The sequence below is a fragment of the Brevundimonas sp. Root1423 genome (assembly GCF_001426805.1).
This window is the reverse complement of record NZ_LMFL01000040.1, coordinates 1-15,789: the sequence shown is the minus strand read 5'-3', so window position 1 is coordinate 15,789 and position 15,789 is coordinate 1. Positions and strand designations below refer to the sequence as shown.

Sequence of the window (15,789 nt, the reverse complement as noted above, 5' to 3'; positions counted from 1 at the left end):
CTTGCTGATGCAATCCCGCCAGCCCCGGGTCCGGAAGCGCCGCCACGGGTTCCTCGCCCGTCTGCTGGCGGCCCGCGACGGATCGGCGGCCGTTGAATTCGGCATGGTCGCCTTGCCGTTCTGCATGATGATGTTCGCCATCCTGGAACTGGGCGTCGTCTTCGTCACGGACTCCGTCCTTGAGAACGCCACCATCGAGACCGGCCGCCTGGTCCGCACCGGCCAGGCCAGCGCCCAGAATATGACGGCGACACAGTTCAAGACGTCCCTGTGCAGCCGGATGAGCATCTTCGCGCCCGATTGCGCCGCCCGGGCGACGATCGATGTGCGGATCATCCCCCAGTTCGCCGTCACGCCGCCCGATCCGATGGCCGGTGGGACCTTCGACGCCGGGGCGCTGACCTATTCCAACGGCAATCCGGGCGACCTGGTGCTCGTGCGGGTCTGGTACCGGCAGCCGCTGTTGACGACCTTTCTGGCGCAGGGATTGTCACGCCTGAACGACGGGTCCGCCATACTGACCGCCACCACCGCGTTCCGGAATGAGCCATGAGACGCAAGGGGCTGATTTCCCGCCTGACCAGCGACGAACGGGGCGTCTCCGCCGTCGAGTTCGCCATGATCGCGCCGGTCATGATCGCCTTCTATTTCGGCATGGCGGAATTCTGCCAGGGCTATATGGCGCAAAAGCGCATGGGGCATGTCTCGGCCATGGTCGCCGACCTGGTGGCCCAGGAAGAATCCGTCGCGGCGGCCAGCGTTGACGACATCTTCCAGATTGGCGGGCTGATCATGAAGCCCTTTTCCACCGCAACGCTGAAGCAGCGCGTCAACAGCGTGACCCAGACGGCGGGCGTGGCCCGGGTCGTCTGGAGCCGCGGCTACAACATGACGTCCCGTCCGGTCAACGAAGTGATCGTCCTGCCGGGGGGCCTGATCTCCGATGGTGAAAGCATCATCGTGACGGAGGCCACCTACGACTACGACTCTCCGGTCGACTATCTGATGCCTGCTGTGACGCGGTTCTCGCACACCTATTATCTCCGGCCTCGCACCGTCGACAATGTGACTTGCCCGGACTGCTAGGAGCCGGTCAGGGCCTCGCGCAGGGCCAGGATCTTGGCGTCGGTCTCCGCCAGTTCAGCCTCGGGCTCGCTGTCCGCAACAATGCCGGCTCCCGCCAGGGCGCGGAAGCGCCAACTGTCTCCGGTTCGCCTGAAGGAGGCGGTGCGGATGAGCACTGAAGCCGTCATCCGGCCGTCGTCCTCGATGTGAAACAGGGTGCCGCACCACGGACCGCGCGGCGGCTCGTGACCGGCGATGACCTTCATGGCCTGATGCTTGGGCGCGCCGGTGATCGAGCCGGGCGGGAAGGCTGCGGCCAGCAGCCCGGCGGGACCGACGCCCTGCCGCGCGCGCGCGGAAACCGTCGAGACCAGGTGGTGGACGGTCGGATGGCTTTCGATCTCGAACAGCCGGTCCACCGTGACGGAGCCAGGCTCGGCGACCCGCGCCAGATCGTTGCGCATCAGATCCACGATCATCAGGTTTTCGGCCCGGTCCTTGGCGCTGATTTCGAGTTCGCCGGCCAGGGCGGCGTCGCGCGCCGGGTCGGAATCGCGCCGCCGGGTGCCCTTGATCGGCCGGGTCTCGATCCGGCGGCAGCCGGGATCGAAGGTCAGGAAAAGCTCGGGCGAATTGGAGACGATCGCCACGTCGCCCAATCGCCAGAAGGCGCCGTAGGCGGCGGCGCGGCCGGAGAGGCGCAGCATGACGTCGAACGGATCGGCGCCGGGAACCAGCGCCCCGGACCAGGCCCGCGCGATGTTGGCCTGGAACAGTTCCCCGGCCGCGATGCGGTCGACGACGTCCGCCACGGCGTCGACATAGGCCCCCGGCGCGGCTTCGGCCTCGAACCGTTCGGCCGGGGCGGCGGGCGGCTCCGGATCGCGCGCGGCCGCCAGCCACACCTCGGCCGATGCGGCGGCGGCGCGGGCGGCCGCGGGGTTCTCGCCCCGCCCGATCACGCTGACGGTGCGGTCGCGGTGATCGAAGGCCAGCATGGCGGGATAGCGGGCCAGCATCAGGTCGGGCCATATCGCGGCGCGAGGACCGGTCGCCGCGCGGGCGCCCGCGTCATAAGCGATCAGGCCGATGACCCCGGCGCGAAAGGCCTGCGATCCAATCGGGTCCATATCGGCCCGCACGGGGCCCACATGGACCCGATCCGGTTCAGCGGAGACGAACGACCAGCGCCCCAGGGCGCCGCCGTCCGAGATCAGGGCCAGCGGCCCGTCGAGATGTCTCAGGCCGTTGGCGACCGCGAGCGGATCGCGCCATGGCCGTGTCCGGGTCTCGACGACGGGGGCATTCACGCCGCCAGCCGCTCGCCGATGCGGTCGCGCAGACGGGCATCGACGCCCAGGGCCTGTTCAAGATAGCCGTCGACCGAGCCAAACTGCGCCGCGACCTCGAACAGGGCGGTTTCAAGATAGACCGGTTCGACGCCCAGAAAGGCCACCACCGCGTCGTGAGAGGCGGTGCGGCCGGTCATGGCCTCCAGCTGCCGGGCGATGCCCGGCGCGCGCCGTTCCAGATCCACGGCGACGTTGGTCAGCAGGTAGTCGGCGATCATGTCGTCCGGATGGACCCCGAGCAGATGGTGGGTCAGGGCGGCCAGCATGCCCGTCCGGTCCTTGCCTGCGGCGCAGTGGATCAGGACGGGTCCGTCGACCTCGCCCAGGATGCGGAAATAGCGGGCGAACAGATCGAGGTGCGAAGCCTCGAACGGCAGCCGGCGGTATGTCTCGGTCATGAACCGCCGACCGGAGTCGGGCGTGAGGTCGGCGGTCTTCAGGAATGTGATGTGCGGGGCCTCGCCGCCGTCATCATGGGCGCTTTCGATCACCGCGCCCGTGAAACGGGCCGGGCGTTTCGAGGGCTGGTCGCGGCGCTCGGACGGCCGGCGCAGATCGACGATGGCGGCGATGTCCAGCGCATCCAGACGGTTCAGGTCCGCGTCGCTGACCCGCGCCTGATGGGCCGAACGGAACAGCCGCCCGGACGCGATATGGCGGCCTGCCCCGGCGGCGTAGTCGCCGTAGTCCCGGAAATTGTCGAGGGCGTCGAAGCGGTGGATGCGGCCGGTCATGGCGGCCTTCTAGCCGAGGCGCGGCGGTCTAACCACTCCTGCCGACCAGACCCTGCATGGCGTCGAGATAGGCGACGAAGGCCTTGCGCCCCGCCGCCGTCATCGACGCCTCGGTCAGCGGCTTTCGACCCTCGAACCGCTTGGTCACGGCCACGAAGCCGGCGTCCTCCAGCTTCCGCAGATGGACCGACAGATTGCCGTCGGTGGTCAGCAGCCGCGCCTTGAGGGTGTTGAAGTCGGCGCTGTCCACGCCCGAAAGCACCGCCATGATCCCCAGTCGGACACGACCGTGGATGACCTCGTCGAGGCGGTTGATGTCGAACGCGTCGGCCACGCTCAGCGCCTCGCGCCGCGCATCAGCAGGAAGCCGGGCAGGGCCATCAGCAGGAACAGGGCGGCGGCGTAGGCGAGATACTGATCAGCGCTTCCGGCCAGGGCCGCCAGCAGCGGGGCGGCGAGGAACGAAGCGATGGCCAGCCACCACAGACGACCGCTCTTGTACATGGCGGCGCTGACGGCCCAGCCGATTCCGTAGAAGACCATGATGACCGATGGCACCAGCCAGAAGGCGATCTCGACGCCCTCTCCGCCGGCGCGCCAGCCCAGCGCGGCCATGGAACCGAACAGGGCGAAGATGCCCCAGCCCAGCGCGCTCCACACCGTGGTGGTGGCCCGGTTGCTGGCGGTCATGACGCCGCCGCCGCGCTTCAGCCGGACGATGACGACCGCCAGGACGAGGAAGAACAGCAGGGTGGCCGCGAGCCAGCCCAATCCTGTGTCGGGGCCCGACGACGGAACCCGATCCGTGATCTGGGCCCAGTGGAACAGGCTCGCCGCGCCGTAGATCAGGCCCGCGCTCATCAGGATGGAGGCGCCCTGCATCGGGGCGTCGGCGCCCTCCTCGGCCAGTCGGCGCATCCAGGCGATGTCGGCGACGGGGTCTTCGGCGTTCTCGGTCATGGGTCTGTCGTCCTTCACAGGCGTCGGCCAAGCGCCAGCCACAGTCCCGGAAGCAGGGCCACGAGGGCAAGCGCGCAAGCATAGATGAGATAGGGGTCCGGCGTCCCGAAGCGCAGGGCGATCCCCGCGACGCCGGCGAAGGCGATGGCGGCCACCGCCGCCATATTGGCCGTCCCGGTTCGCGCCGCGGCGACGGCCCAGGCCAGGCCGTACAGGGTCAGGCCGACGGCCGAGGTCCAGCGCATCAGCTCCCAGTCGCCGGCGGCGGCGGACAGCCCGGCCAGGGCCAGGGCCGCGCCGATGTGGATCAGGATGGCGGTGCGCGACCAGCCGGCGACGCGGCGGCCCGCCTCGCCGCCCGCCCGCTTCAGGCGAAACACGCCGAACAGAAAGGCCCCGACCGTGAGCGGCCAGCTGAGGCCGAGGACGGCGGGATGCCAGCCGAGGGCGCCGCTCATGACGCCCCACTGGATCAGATTGGCCGCGCCGAAGGTGAGGCCGGCGAGAAGCAACACCCGCCCCGCACAGACCGAAACGGCAGGCAGGGGGCGGGACGCGGCGAGATCGAAGGCGACGGCGGACATGGGTGAAAGCTCCGTGTTGGCCCTTATCTCTCACGCTTACTTTAAAATGTAAAGTACTTCGCCGCTCTTGATTGTTCGCATCCCCGTTGGACCGGGCCGGCCGAAAAACACAGTCTCACCCGTCTCACCCGTCTCACCCGTCTCAAGCCTCTCGAGCGAAGGCGGCCTGCAGTTCCGCGGACCGGCTCCGACGGGCTTGTCAGTGAAGCATGCACCTGCGTCAGTTCCGGACGTGGGCGGATCGCCGACCTCCCCGGACCGGTGACGACTGATGTCCATGACCTTCCCCCGCATCGCCTATGAGGCGCTCGAGGTCTGCAACGGCGTGACGATGGCCGCGGTCGAGACGGCTGTCTCGCGTGCGGGATTGGCCGCGGGGGTCGAGGCGCTGGATATCGGCGCCGGAAACGCCGCCGTGGCGATCCGGCTGGCCGAAACCTTCGGGCTGCGGGTCACGGCGATCGAGATGGATCCCGGGATGGCGGATCTCGCGCGGGCGCGCATCGCCGGAGCCGGCGTCGAGGATCGCGTCACGCTGGTCGTCGCCGCCGCCGCCGACGTCCTGGCCCGGACGCGGCCGGTCGATCTGATCACGGCTCTCGGGACGACGAACGTCACCGGCGAGGGCAGGCCGACGCCGGAGGCCGCCCTGCGCGCGCTGCGTCGGCACCTCAGGCCGGGCGGCTGGCTGTTGTGGGGCGATCTCGTCTGGCTGTCCGAACCGCCCGGCCCGCTGCGCCAGATCGTCGAGGCGACCAATCTGTATGCGGGTCACGACGGCTGGCAGGCCGCGGCGCGAACGGCGGGCCTCGAGGTCGTCGTCGCGGAAATTTCGCCGAAAGCCGTGTTCGACGACTATGCGCGGGCCCTGACGGATGCGGCCCGACGATGGCTGGAAGCCAATCCCGCGGCGCCGGAAGCCGGGTCCATCAGGATGAGCGCCGACCGGGTCGGGGCCATGCTGGAATACGGCCGGGACCATATCGGCTTCGGCCTGTACCTGCTGCGCAATCCGGGCTGACCGTCAGGCCGTGCGGATGACACCGTCCCGCGCCACGACGGGCCAGGCGGTCAGACGCGCGCCGGCGCAGGGCCCGCCGACACAGGCGCCGGACAGAGGCTCGAACACCGCCCCGTGCCATCCGCACAGGATCAGCGACCCGTCCGGAACCAGATAGCGGTCCAGTTCGATCGCCAGCGGAAAGCCCTGATGCGGGCACCGGTCGACATAGCCCGCCACCTGACCGTTCTTGCGCACGACAAAGCCGTGGAAGAAGGCCTCGCCGATCTGCAGCACGAAGCCGCGCGAGCCCGGGTCGGCGATGTCCGTCTCGGCGCACAGGGTCACGTTCGGCGGCGTGGTCCAGACGCGTTTGCGTTCGGTGTTCGCCGGCGCCTCGCTCAATGCCGCTCGACCTTGAGCGGGCGCGACAGGAGGTCGTCGATCACGGCCCCGACCGTCGTCTCGCCGTTCAGCAGGGCGGCGACGGCCAGCGAGATGGGCATGTCGACACCCATCTTCGCCGCCAGCTCCCGGACGGCCGGCGCGCTTTCGTAGCCCTCGGCCACCGAGCGTTTCCCGGCCAGGGCCTGCTCGACGGTCTGGCCCTGGCCGAGCGCGAGGCCCAGGCTCATGTTGCGGGACTGGGGGCTGGAGCAGGTCAGCACCAGATCGCCGAGGCCGCACAGGCCGGCGACGGTCTCGGCCTTGCCGCCGAGTGCGACGCCCATGCGGGTCATTTCGGCGAAGCCGCGCGTGATCAGGGCGGCATGGGCGCTGCGGCCCAGGCCGCGACCCTCGGACATGCCGCAGGCGATGGCCAGCACGTTCTTGATCGCGCCCCCGACCTCGGCCCCGATCAGGTCGGACGCCAGATAGGGCCGGAAGCCGGGCGCCGACAGGGTCCACATAAGCTCCTCGCCCAGGGCCTCGTCGGCGCAGGCCAGGGTGACGGCGCTGGGCAGGCCGCGGGCCACCTCGCCGGCGAAACTGGGGCCGGACAGGACCGCGGCGGGCGCATCCGGCAAGGTTTCCGCCAGCACCTCCGTCATCAGCTTCAGCGAGCCGCGCTCGATGCCCTTGGAGCACAGGATCACCGGCACGCCGGGCCGGTGGCGGGCGGCGAACGCCGTCAGGGTCGACCGCATATGCTGGGCCGGCGGCACCGCCAGAATGACGTCGCAGGCGGCGAGGTCGGCCAGGTCGGCCGTCACCGAGACCTTATCGTCGAGCGTGATCCCGGGCAGGAAGGCCTCGTTGACACGGCGGGCGCGGATGCTCTCGACCACCTCGGGCTCGCGCGCCTGCAACAGGACATCAAGCCCCGCCCGACTTGCGACCTGGGCCAGGGCGGTGCCCCAGGCGCCGGCGCCGATCACTCCCGCGGTTTTGAACTGCATGCGTCTTCCCTAGGCCTTGGCGCCCTTGCGGCCCGGCGGATGGACCGGGTCGGCGAGCGCGCTCTGTTCGTCCAGCGGCCAGCGCGGCCGGGCGGCGGTATCGATGTCGGAGGTCAGGCCCTTCTGCAAGNTGCGCTTCCCTTAAGCCTTGGCGCCCTTGCGACCCGGCGGATGGACCGGGTCGGCGAGCGCGCTCTGTTCGTCCAGCGGCCAGCGCGGCCGGGCGGCGGTATCGATGTCGGAGGTCAGGCCCTTCTGCAAGCGTTCCGCGCCGGCGAGGGCGATCATGGCCGCATTGTCGGTGCAATAGGCCAGGGGCGGGGCGAGAAAGGCGAAACCGCGGGCGGCGGCGGTCGCCTCCAGGGTGGCGCGGACGGTCCGGTTCGCGGCCACGCCGCCGGCGACGACGAACAGCCGGTGGTCGTGGCGTTCGGCATAGGCCTTGAGCGCCCGGTCGGAGCGTTCGCTGAGCTGGCGCGCGATGGCGGTCTGGACCGCGTCGGCGAGATCGGCGCGGTCCTGTTCCGTCTCGCAGGCCTGGGCCAGGCGCGAGGCGGCGGTCTTGAGGCCCGAGAAGGAGAAGTCGCAATCCTTGCGCCCCAACAGAGCGCGAGGAAGGTCGAAGCGGGCGCCGTCGCCGGTCGCGGCCAGTTTCTCGAGCGCCGGGCCGCCCGGGTAGCCGAGGCCCAGCGCCTTGGCGATCTTGTCGAAGGCCTCGCCGGCGGCGTCATCGATGGTGGTGCCCAGCCGCGTCATGTCGCCGACGCCGCGCACCTCCAGCAACTGGCAATGACCGCCCGAGACGAGCAACAGCAGGAAGGGATAGTCGACCCGGGCGCCCAGCCGGGCCGAAACGGCGTGACCCTCCAGATGGTTGACGGCGACCAGGGGCAGGTCGCGGGCCAGGGCCACGGCCTTGCCGAAGCTGAGGCCGACCATGACGCCGCCCACCAGACCCGGCCCGGCGGTGGCGGCCACGCCGTCCAGGGCGCCGTAGTCGAGGCCCGCCTCCCCCATCGCCCGGCGAACGACCCCGTCGATCATCTCGACGTGGCTGCGGGCGGCGATCTCGGGGACGACCCCGCCATAGGCGGCGTGATCATCGATCTGGCTGTGAACCACGGACGACAGGACGGCGGCCTCGCCGTCGGGCGACAGGCGCACGACCGAGGCGGCGGTCTCGTCGCAACTGGTCTCGATGCCGAGCACCGTGAGGTCGCCGCCGACAGCGTCGGTTGCCCGGCTCCCCTTGCTGCTATAGTCGGCGGGCCTGTCCATCGGGTCGAGGTAGCGACCCCGTTCAACCGGCGCAACGACTCTCATGGCCCATCTCGTCCGCATCGGCACGCGCCGCTCCAAACTGGCGATGACCCAGTCGGGCATGATGCAGCGCGCCATCGGCCGCGCCTTGGGCGTCGCCGACGCCGACCTGGCCGAGGCCGTGCCCCTCGTCGAGATCGTGACCACGGGCGATCGGGTGCAGGACCGGCGGCTGATGGAGATCGGCGGCAAGGCCCTGTTCACCAAGGAGATCGAGGAGGCGCTGGCCGATGGTCGCGTCGACGTGGCGGTCCATTCGATGAAGGATGTGCCGGCCGAGCAGCCGCACGGCCTGTGCATCGCCGCCGTGCCGCCGCGCGAGGACGCCCGCGACGCCTTCGTCAGCGAGACCTTCGCGACCTTCGCGGACCTGCCGATGGGCGCGCGGCTGGGAACGGCCTCGCTGCGGCGCCAGGCCCAGGCGCTGGCGCTGCGGCCCGACCTGACCATCGAGATGTTGCGGGGGAACGTCGACACCCGGCTGCGCCGCGCCGCCGAAGGCGATTTCGACGCCATCCTGCTGGCCGTTTCGGGCCTGAACCGGCTGGGGTTCGAGAGCGTGATCCGCGAGCGGCTGTCGCTGGACGACTTCCTGCCGGCGCCGGGCCAGGGCGCCCTGGCCCTGCAGACGCGCGTGGAAGACACCGGCGCCGCTTGGGTCCAGGCGCTCGACGATCCGATGACGGCGCTGGCGGTGGCGGCGGAGCGCGGGGCGATGACGGCGCTCGAGGGGTCGTGCCGCACGGCCATCGGCGCCCATGCCGCGGCCGTCGACGGCCGGCTGCGCCTGACGACGGAAATGCTCGCGCCCGACGGCTCGGCGCGCTGGCGTCGGTCGGCGGAGATGGACGGGATTCAGGCGGAGGACGCCATGGACCGGGCGCGGGCCATGGGGCTGGCGCTGGGGGCCGCCGTCCACCCGGCGGCCGGGGATCAGAGGGCCCCGTCCTGACGCCGGTCCGGCGAGTCTGGGTCACCCGCGCCGAACCGGGCGCCGCCCGCACCGCCGAACGCCTGACCGCGCTCGGCTTCGATCCGGTGGTCGCGCCCTTGCTGGCGATCCGGCCCGTCGCCGCCGATCTCGGGCTGGACGGCGTGACCGCCCTGGCCTTCACCAGCCGCAACGGCGTCGACGCCTTCGCTGACCGCAGCCCGGAACGGACCTTGCCGGTCTTCACCGTCGGGGATGCGACGGCCGAACTGGCGCGGGCGCGCGGCTTCGGAACCGTCCGCTCCGCGCAGGGGGCCCTGGTCGACCTGGCCGGCCTGCTGGTCGGGGCGGCGCCGACGGGGGGCCTGGTGCTGGTTCCCGGCGCGAAGAAGCCGGCGGGGGATTTGTCGGCCCTGCTGACGGATCGCGTCAGGGTGCGGGCCCTGCCGCTCTATGAGGCGGTGGAAACCGGCGTCGCGGCGCCGGGGCGGTTCGATGCGGTCCTGGTCCATTCAGCGCGGGCCGCCCGCGCCCTGGGGGCGCTCGGGCCCTTCGCGGGGGCGCGGGCCGTCGCCCTCTCCGCCGCCGTCGCCGACGCCCTCGGCGAAGGCTCCGGCCTGGAAATCCGCATCGCCCGCGCTCCCGACGAGTCCGCGCTGCTCGAGGCGCTTGGCAAGCCCGCGCCCCGCGTATAAAGAGCGCCTCTCGCGCAGGGCCTTCGTCGCCCGTTGCGCCAAGGCCGCTTTAGCTCAGCTGGTAGAGCATCGCATTCGTAATGCGGGGGTCAGGTGTTCGAGTCACCTAAGCGGCACCATTCCTTCGAACCGGGTCAGATCCCGAAAGCGAAGACGGGTCCGGCCCGGGGCCGCGTTCCGTAAACGACGACGCTTTCCCGGCGCTCCGCTACTGGACGAGGCGGTTCGCAGGCCGTAGCTATTCGGGCCGTACCGGAGCGTAGAATGTCGCAGCGCCTCAGCGCCCGCCAGGAAGAGTGTCTGAGGCTGACCGCCTTCCTGACCGACAAGGAGATCGCCGCCCGCCTTCACCTGTCGGAGGCCACGGTCAAGAAACACGTGCACGAGGCCTGCCGCCGGATGGGCGTGAACCGGCGCAAGGCGGCGCTCGCCCTTCTGGAACGAAACGTACCAGGGCCGAAAGACCCCATTGGCGGCGGCGATCTTTCCGCCGTTGATGCCTCCCTCGACAGGGAGTCAGACCATGGCATTGAAAAGTCCGCCGCTTCCCCAGTGGACCTGGGAGGATCTCGAGGCCGCGCTGGACGCGTTCAGTCCGACGGGCGCGAACGACCCGGTCCGGAGTCATCTGCTGCGGGGACTGGCGGACGACGCGGAGCAGTCGAGCCCGCGGGAACTGCTGCGGCAGGTGCTGAGCGCGGGCTGGGTGATGGCGCAGGTGGGGGCCCAGAACGGCGCCTCGGCTACCGCCCCCCGCCACGCGGCTGGGGCGTCCGCCTCCTGATCCTGCTCGTCATCGTGGTGGTGACGGCGGTGATGCTCAAGGCCGTGGCCGACCTCATCCTCGCCTTCGCCGGACAGGCCCAGGAGATCGGGGAGGCCACCACCTTCTAGCGGCCCCTTGAGCCAACGCTGGCGGTGCGGGCGCACGCCCCGCCCGCCGAGTCATTGGAGAGATTCAGATCACGCTCTTTCTGGCCGGCTATTACGTGCTCACCCTGGCCGCGGTTGTGGTTGCGTGGCTCAAGGGCGGGCATCCGGAACGCCTCGGCGCCGTGACGACGCTCGTTGTCTTCGCGGTGTCGTTTTACACCCACGAGCTCAGGGTCGGCGCCTTCTACGCCGGCGACGCCGTTGTCGACTTCCTGATGACCGGCTTGTTCGTCTGGCTGGCGCTCACCCGTGACAGGTGGTGGGCCCTGGTCATGTCCGCGATCATGACGCTGACCCTGCTGGTCTATGTCTCTGCGCTCGTCGTCCCCGATCTGGGAGCCTATGCCGTCCTGTCGGCCCGCATCGGCCTGGGAATTCTGGCCTCGCTGACCCTTCTGTGCGGCGCGGGCGAGCGCTGGCTGGTCGGCGAACGGGCTGTCAGCGATCGCGAAGCCTGGGTCCGCCGGGCAAGGTCACGGTCACGGTCACGGTCCGGGAACGCCGGTCCACGCCCGGTCGCCCAGGCGCCGCGAGAGGTCCGCCCGTGAGCGGGGCCTTGAGCTGACGGAGAGCGCCGCAGCATCACGCCCTTCTACATAGCGATGCATATCCTCGCGCAGCTTTCGACCACCGTCGGCCGCCCCGGTCTGGCGGAGCCGGCGCCAAGCGTCTTGAACATATAAACATATCCTTATATGTCTGCCGGCCAACCCACCGCCGGAGCTCCGCCTTGTCCCGATCGTCGTTCCTGTTCACATCTGAAAGCGTCTCCGAGGGCCATCCCGACAAGGTCGCGGATCGCATTTCGGACACCGTGGTGGACCTGTTCCTGTCCAAGGATCCCTATGCCCGGGTGGCCTGTGAAACCATGACGACGACGAACCTCGTCGTGCTGGCCGGCGAAATCCGCGGCCAGGGCATCATGGACACCGACGGGCAATGGGCGCCCGGCGTGCAGGACGAGATCGAGGCCGCCGTGCGCGCCGCCGTGCGCGACATCGGCTACGAGCAGTCCGGCTTCCACTGGGAGACGTTCGAGTTCATCAACCGCCTGCACGGTCAGTCGGCCGACATCGCCGTGGGCGTCGACGCGGCCGGCAACAAGGACGAGGGCGCGGGCGACCAGGGCATCATGTTCGGCTACGCCTCCAACGAGACGCCGGAGCTGATGCCGGCGACCCTGCAGTACAGCCACAACATCCTGAAGCGCCTGGCCGAGGTGCGCCACGGCGGCGACAAGCGGCTGGAGCCCGACGCCAAGAGCCAGGTGACGATCCAGTACGAGGACGGCAAGCCGGTGCGGGCCACCTCGATCGTGCTGTCGACCCAGCACGCCGCCGGCCTGTCGTCCGCCGACGTCGCCGCGATCGTGAAACCCTACATCCTCGAAGTGCTGCCGAAGGGCTTCACCGACGAGAACACGGTCTGGCACATCAACCCGACCGGCATTTTCGAGATCGGCGGCCCGGACGGCGACGCCGGCGTGACGGGCCGCAAGATCATCGTCGACACCTACGGCGGCGCGGCCCCGCACGGCGGCGGCGCCTTCTCGGGCAAGGACCCGACCAAGGTCGACCGTTCGGCCGCCTACGCCTGCCGCTACCTGGCCAAGAACATCGTCGCCGCCGGTCTGGCCGACCGTTGCACCATCCAGATCTCCTACGCCATCGGCGTGGCCAAGCCGCAGTCCATCCACGTGGACCTGCACGGCACCGGCAAGGGCGCCGTCACCGAGGCGGTGCTCGAGGCCAACATCCTCGGCCTCATCGGCGGGGCCACCCCGCGCGCCATCCGCGAGCACCTGGGCCTGAACAAGCCGATCTACGCCCGCACCGCCGCCTACGGCCATTTCGGCCGCGCGCCGGACGCCGACGGCGGGTTCAGCTGGGAGAAGACTGATCTGGTCGACCAGCTGAAGGCGCTGGCCTGAACGGCCGGGCGCGTCTAACAGGCGCGCCCATGGCTTCTTCAGACGACACTGCCCACCGCCCGCTGCGCTCGTTCGGCCGCATCAAGTCGCGCGCCATCAAGCCGCGGCAGGCGGCGCTGTTCGACACCCTGCTGCCGTCCATCGCCCTGCCCGACCCCAAGGCGGGGCCGATCGATCCGTCGGCGCTGATGCCCGGCGCCGCGGGCGTCTGGCTGGAGATCGGCTTCGGCGGCGGCGAACATCTGGCCGAACAGGCGAGCCGTCATCCGGATGTGCTGATGATCGGCTGCGAGCCGTTTCTCAACGGCGTCGGCTCGGCCCTGCGCCACATCGACGAGCGCGGGCTGAAGAATGTCCGCCTGCACGCCGACGACGCGCGCGACGTGATGACGGCCTTGCCGGACGCCAGTCTCGACCGGGTGATGATCCTGTTCCCCGACCCGTGGCACAAGGCGCGGCACAACAAGCGGCGGCTGGTCCAGGACGAGACGGCGGCCGAGATCGCGCGACTGCTGAAGCCGGGCGGCCGGCTGCGGTTCGTGACGGACTGGACCGACTATGCGGAATGGGCGCTGGAGCGGTTCGAGCGCACGCCCGGTCTGGTCCGGCAGTTCGACCCGGCCATTGACTGGTTCACGGCGCCCGCCGATCACGTCGTCACCCGCTATGAAGAAAAGAAGCTTGGCGATACGCCGCCGATCTTTCTGGATTTCATCCGCGCGACCTAGCACCAGGTCGGTCTGAACCAAGGACTTCGATCCATGAGCCTGGCCCTCCAAGACGCCTCCGCGACCCTGTTCCTCCGGGGACTGAACGTTCTGTCGGGCCTGGTCGACAAGGCCGTCCAGTCCGGGCTGGACGCGGCGGCGATCATGGACGCGCGGCTGGCCCCGGACATGAAGCCCTTTCCCGATCAGGTCCGCATGGCGGCCTTTTCGGCGCGCAGCTGTGTCGCGCGCCTGACCGGTCAGGATTGGCCGAAGACCGACGATTCAGAGGCGACCCTGGCCGAACTCAAGGCGACCATCGCGCTTTCGATCGCCGTCATCGAGGCGACGGACGCCGCGGCCTTCGAGGGCGGCGAGACGCGTCGGATCGAAATACGCTTCCCCGGCGTCGAGCTGGATTTCGAGGGCGCGGGGTATCTGACCAGCTTCGCCCTGCCGAACTTCTACTTCCACGTCAGCATGGCCTACGCCATCCTGCGCAATGCCGGGGTCGAACTGGGCAAGCGGGATTATCTCGGCMCGCTGGCGCTGRTCTGACGTCAGGGGCTGACAAAGGCGATCCGGGGAGCTATACGCCGTCCCACATCGTTAGACCGGCGTCCTAACGGCGCCGTTTGAAGCGGCGGCCGTCGGGCCCGCCGCTTTTTGTTTGGACCAAAGCCTTTGAAGGCCAAGACCGCCGAAGACCGCGCTCTGCTGGACCCGCACCCATGAGGAATCCGTCTCGCGCCAGCGGCGCTCAAGGTTCGGCAGGACGCCCTCGAAGGCCTTGGAGACCTCGTATTTGCGGGCGTTGTCGTCATAGGTGAATTTGATCTTGGCTGACAAAGACGTTCGTGGGAGCTATACGCCCTCCCACATCGTTAGACCGGCGTCCTAACGGCGCCGTTTGAAGCGGCGGCCGTCGGGCCCGCCGCTTTTTGTTTGGACCAAAGCCTTTGAAGGCCAAGACCGCCGAAGACCGCCAGCTGCTGGAGCTGATCGAACCCGTGGCCGAGAGCCTGGGCCTCGATATCGTGCGCGTGCGGCTGATGGGCGGCACCCTGCGCCGCCGGCTGCAGATCATGGCCGAGCGACCGAGCGACCACGACATCGCCGTCGAGGAATGCGCCCGCCTGAGCCGCGCCGTGTCGGAGGTGTTCGACGCCGCCGATCCGATCAAYGGCGAATATCTGCTGGAGGTGTCGTCGCCGGGCGTCGACCGCCCCCTCACCCGGCTGAGCGATTTCGACCTGTTCGAGGGGTATGAGGCGCGGCTGGAAAGCGACCGCATGATCGAGGGGCGCAAACGCTTCAAGGGCGTGATCGCCGGCACGGACGGCGACAATGTCGCCATGGATCTGGAAGGGGAAGAGGACACCGCCCTCATTCCCTTCGAATGGCTGGTCGACGCCAAAYTKGTGCTGACCGACGAACTGATGAAGGCGGGCGCCGAGAAGCGCGCCGCCCGTAACGACAACTCTACCGAGACCGAGGACTGATCATGGCTGTTGCCGGCGTTTCCGCGAACCGACTCGAACTGCTTCAGATTGCTGACGCGGTCGCGCGCGAGAAGAACATCGACAAGGAGATCGTCGTCGAGGCGATCGAGGAGGCGATCCAGAAGGGCGCCAAGTCGCGTTACGGCGCCCATCACGACANCAAGATGGCTGTCGCCGGCGTTTCCGCGAACCGACTCGAACTGCTGCAGATCGCTGATGCGGTCGCGCGCGAGAAGAACATCGACAAGGAGATCGTCGTCGAGGCGATCGAGGAGGCGATCCAGAAGGGCGCCAAGTCGCGTTACGGCGCCCATCACGACATCCGCGCCAAGATCGACATCAAGTCGGGCGAACTGGCCCTGACGCGTCACGTCACCATCGTGGCCGACGACTGGCAGCCCGAGGACGAGCTGGAAGAGTTCAACGACTCGGCCATGGTCCGCCTGACCGACGCTTCCAAGCGCGATCCGGAGGCCTTCGTCGGCAAGGAATACGTCGAGACCCTGCCGCCCTTCGAGTTCGGCCGCGTCCAGACCCAGATGGCCCGCCAGGTGGTGACCGGRAAGGTCCGCGAGGCSGAGCGCGCCAACCAGTACGAAGAGTTCAAGGACCGCGTCGGCGAGATCGTCAACGGCACCGTCAAGCGCGTCGAATACGGCAACACCGTCGTCGATCT

20 protein-coding genes, 1 tRNA gene and 2 pseudogenes are annotated in these 15,789 nt (G+C 69.5%); 14 read left to right on the top strand and 9 right to left on the bottom strand.

Annotation, left to right across the window (positions count from 1 at the left end; genetic code table 11):
• Positions 1 to 7: 7 nt before the first annotated feature.
• Together ASD25_RS20880 and ASD25_RS20875 are read left to right on the top strand one after the other, a co-directional pair.
• Entirely contained in the window at positions 8 to 553 is a 546-nt protein-coding gene (locus tag ASD25_RS20880) for a TadE/TadG family type IV pilus assembly protein (RefSeq protein WP_082560173.1), read from the top strand.
• A complete protein-coding gene (locus ASD25_RS20875; protein ID WP_055831677.1) occupies positions 550 to 1,086 on the top strand; it encodes a TadE/TadG family type IV pilus assembly protein in 537 nt (178 codons plus the stop codon). Before ASD25_RS20880 ends, ASD25_RS20875 begins: the two co-directional genes overlap by 4 nt.
• Here ASD25_RS20875 and ASD25_RS20870 read toward each other — a convergent pair.
• From ASD25_RS20870 to ASD25_RS20850, 5 genes are read right to left on the bottom strand one after another with little or no spacing between them, the layout of a single operon-like run.
• A complete protein-coding gene (locus tag ASD25_RS20870; protein WP_055831676.1) occupies positions 1,083 to 2,375 on the bottom strand; it encodes an anthranilate synthase component I family protein in 1,293 nt (430 codons plus the stop codon). The genes ASD25_RS20875 and ASD25_RS20870 overlap by 4 nt on opposite strands.
• Positions 2,372 to 3,151 (bottom strand): tyrosine-protein phosphatase, encoded by a 780-nt coding sequence (locus ASD25_RS20865; RefSeq protein WP_055831675.1) that lies wholly within the window; start codon positions 3,149 to 3,151, stop codon positions 2,372 to 2,374. The genes ASD25_RS20870 and ASD25_RS20865 overlap by 4 nt, the downstream gene beginning before the upstream one ends.
• 28 nt (positions 3,152 to 3,179) lie before the next feature.
• Complete coding sequence (locus ASD25_RS20860; RefSeq protein WP_055831674.1) at positions 3,180 to 3,485, bottom strand: transcriptional regulator; 306 nt, start codon at positions 3,483 to 3,485, stop codon at positions 3,180 to 3,182.
• A 2-nt stretch (positions 3,486 to 3,487) separates the two neighbouring features.
• Positions 3,488 to 4,111 carry a hypothetical protein gene (locus ASD25_RS20855; protein WP_055831673.1) on the bottom strand — a complete coding sequence of 208 codons (624 nt, stop codon included), beginning with the start codon at positions 4,109 to 4,111 and terminating at the stop codon, positions 3,488 to 3,490.
• A gap of 14 nt (positions 4,112 to 4,125) precedes the next feature.
• Positions 4,126 to 4,695 (bottom strand): hypothetical protein, encoded by a 570-nt coding sequence (locus tag ASD25_RS20850; RefSeq protein WP_055831672.1) that lies wholly within the window; start codon positions 4,693 to 4,695, stop codon positions 4,126 to 4,128.
• Positions 4,696 to 4,966: 271 nt separating this feature from the next.
• Between ASD25_RS20850 and ASD25_RS20845 the strand changes: the two genes are divergently transcribed.
• Complete coding sequence (locus ASD25_RS20845) at positions 4,967 to 5,716, top strand: cyclopropane-fatty-acyl-phospholipid synthase family protein (RefSeq protein ID WP_055831671.1); 750 nt, start codon at positions 4,967 to 4,969, stop codon at positions 5,714 to 5,716.
• A gap of 3 nt (positions 5,717 to 5,719) precedes the next feature.
• Here ASD25_RS20845 and ASD25_RS20840 read toward each other — a convergent pair whose 3' ends face one another.
• From ASD25_RS20840 to tsaD, 3 genes are all read right to left on the bottom strand, one after another.
• A complete protein-coding gene (locus ASD25_RS20840; RefSeq protein WP_055831670.1) occupies positions 5,720 to 6,100 on the bottom strand; it encodes a Rieske (2Fe-2S) protein in 381 nt (126 codons plus the stop codon).
• Positions 6,097 to 7,095, bottom strand: coding sequence for an NAD(P)H-dependent glycerol-3-phosphate dehydrogenase (locus ASD25_RS20835; RefSeq protein ID WP_055831669.1), 999 nt, complete (start codon positions 7,093 to 7,095; stop codon positions 6,097 to 6,099). Before ASD25_RS20835 ends, ASD25_RS20840 begins: the two co-directional genes overlap by 4 nt.
• A 141-nt stretch (positions 7,096 to 7,236) precedes the next feature.
• Positions 7,237 to 8,373 carry a tRNA (adenosine(37)-N6)-threonylcarbamoyltransferase complex transferase subunit TsaD gene (gene tsaD / locus ASD25_RS20830; protein ID WP_055831668.1) on the bottom strand — a complete coding sequence of 379 codons (1,137 nt, stop codon included), beginning with the start codon at positions 8,371 to 8,373 and terminating at the stop codon, positions 7,237 to 7,239.
• 43 nt (positions 8,374 to 8,416) lie between these two features.
• Here tsaD and hemC point away from each other — a divergent pair, with 43 nt between their 5' ends.
• The 8 genes from hemC (at position 8,417) to ASD25_RS20790 (ending at position 14,169) form a co-directional block, all read left to right on the top strand.
• Positions 8,417 to 9,367: a hydroxymethylbilane synthase gene (gene hemC, locus ASD25_RS20825; RefSeq protein ID WP_055831667.1), complete on the top strand. Its 951-nt coding sequence runs from the start codon at positions 8,417 to 8,419 to the stop codon at positions 9,365 to 9,367.
• Positions 9,364 to 10,041 carry a uroporphyrinogen-III synthase gene (locus ASD25_RS20820; RefSeq protein WP_055831776.1) on the top strand — a complete coding sequence of 226 codons (678 nt, stop codon included), beginning with the start codon at positions 9,364 to 9,366 and terminating at the stop codon, positions 10,039 to 10,041. The genes hemC and ASD25_RS20820 overlap by 4 nt, the downstream gene beginning before the upstream one ends.
• A gap of 43 nt (positions 10,042 to 10,084) precedes the next feature.
• A tRNA-Thr gene (locus ASD25_RS20815) sits at positions 10,085 to 10,160 on the top strand.
• A gap of 145 nt (positions 10,161 to 10,305) precedes the next feature.
• A complete protein-coding gene (locus ASD25_RS29650; protein WP_082560163.1) occupies positions 10,306 to 10,935 on the top strand; it encodes a helix-turn-helix transcriptional regulator in 630 nt (209 codons plus the stop codon).
• A gap of 95 nt (positions 10,936 to 11,030) precedes the next feature.
• Positions 11,031 to 11,522: a hypothetical protein gene (locus ASD25_RS20805; protein WP_055831665.1), complete on the top strand. Its 492-nt coding sequence runs from the start codon at positions 11,031 to 11,033 to the stop codon at positions 11,520 to 11,522.
• 182 nt (positions 11,523 to 11,704) lie between these two features.
• Positions 11,705 to 12,904: a methionine adenosyltransferase gene (metK, locus tag ASD25_RS20800; protein ID WP_055831664.1), complete on the top strand. Its 1,200-nt coding sequence runs from the start codon at positions 11,705 to 11,707 to the stop codon at positions 12,902 to 12,904.
• 29 nt (positions 12,905 to 12,933) lie between these two features.
• On the top strand, positions 12,934 to 13,632 hold the full coding sequence (gene trmB, locus ASD25_RS20795; protein ID WP_055831663.1) for a tRNA (guanosine(46)-N7)-methyltransferase TrmB: 699 nt from the start codon (positions 12,934 to 12,936) through the stop codon (positions 13,630 to 13,632).
• A 33-nt stretch (positions 13,633 to 13,665) separates the two neighbouring features.
• Positions 13,666 to 14,169 (top strand): DUF1993 family protein, encoded by a 504-nt coding sequence (locus tag ASD25_RS20790; RefSeq protein ID WP_056620207.1) that lies wholly within the window; start codon positions 13,666 to 13,668, stop codon positions 14,167 to 14,169.
• A 165-nt stretch (positions 14,170 to 14,334) separates the two neighbouring features.
• Here ASD25_RS20790 and ASD25_RS33320 read toward each other — a convergent pair.
• Positions 14,335 to 14,463, bottom strand: a pseudogene (locus tag ASD25_RS33320) (hypothetical protein); the annotation flags it as partial.
• Between the two features lie 107 nt (positions 14,464 to 14,570).
• Between ASD25_RS33320 and rimP the strand changes: the two are divergent.
• The 3 genes and pseudogenes from rimP to ASD25_RS20775 form a co-directional block, all read left to right on the top strand.
• Positions 14,571 to 15,113 carry a ribosome maturation factor RimP gene (gene rimP / locus ASD25_RS20780; protein WP_056620200.1) on the top strand — a complete coding sequence of 181 codons (543 nt, stop codon included), beginning with the start codon at positions 14,571 to 14,573 and terminating at the stop codon, positions 15,111 to 15,113.
• Between the two features lie 2 nt (positions 15,114 to 15,115).
• Positions 15,116 to 15,272: pseudogene (locus ASD25_RS33315) on the top strand (NusA N-terminal domain-containing protein); the annotation flags it as partial.
• A gap of 5 nt (positions 15,273 to 15,277) precedes the next feature.
• The coding region (locus ASD25_RS20775; RefSeq protein WP_304439665.1) for a NusA N-terminal domain-containing protein at positions 15,278 to 15,789 on the top strand (512 nt) is incomplete at its 3' end.

Excerpts from the sequence above, each read along its gene's own strand:
- ASD25_RS20880 (WP_082560173.1), top strand. The coding sequence starts at position 8 with ATGCAATCCCGCCAGCCCCGGGTCCGGAAGCGCCGCCACGGGTTCCTC.
- ASD25_RS20875 (WP_055831677.1), top strand. The coding sequence starts at position 550 with ATGAGACGCAAGGGGCTGATTTCCCGCCTGACCAGCGACGAACGGGGC.
- ASD25_RS20865 (WP_055831675.1), bottom strand. The coding sequence starts at position 3,151 with ATGACCGGCCGCATCCACCGCTTCGACGCCCTCGACAATTTCCGGGAC.
- ASD25_RS20855 (WP_055831673.1), bottom strand. The coding sequence starts at position 4,111 with ATGACCGAGAACGCCGAAGACCCCGTCGCCGACATCGCCTGGATGCGC.
- ASD25_RS20850 (WP_055831672.1), bottom strand. The coding sequence starts at position 4,695 with ATGTCCGCCGTCGCCTTCGATCTCGCCGCGTCCCGCCCCCTGCCTGCC.
- ASD25_RS20845 (WP_055831671.1), top strand. The coding sequence starts at position 4,967 with ATGTCCATGACCTTCCCCCGCATCGCCTATGAGGCGCTCGAGGTCTGC.
- ASD25_RS20835 (WP_055831669.1), bottom strand. The coding sequence starts at position 7,095 with ATGCAGTTCAAAACCGCGGGAGTGATCGGCGCCGGCGCCTGGGGCACC.
- tsaD (WP_055831668.1), bottom strand. The coding sequence starts at position 8,373 with ATGGACAGGCCCGCCGACTATAGCAGCAAGGGGAGCCGGGCAACCGAC.
- hemC (WP_055831667.1), top strand. The coding sequence starts at position 8,417 with ATGGCCCATCTCGTCCGCATCGGCACGCGCCGCTCCAAACTGGCGATG.
- ASD25_RS29650 (WP_082560163.1), top strand. The coding sequence starts at position 10,306 with ATGTCGCAGCGCCTCAGCGCCCGCCAGGAAGAGTGTCTGAGGCTGACC.
- trmB (WP_055831663.1), top strand. The coding sequence starts at position 12,934 with ATGGCTTCTTCAGACGACACTGCCCACCGCCCGCTGCGCTCGTTCGGC.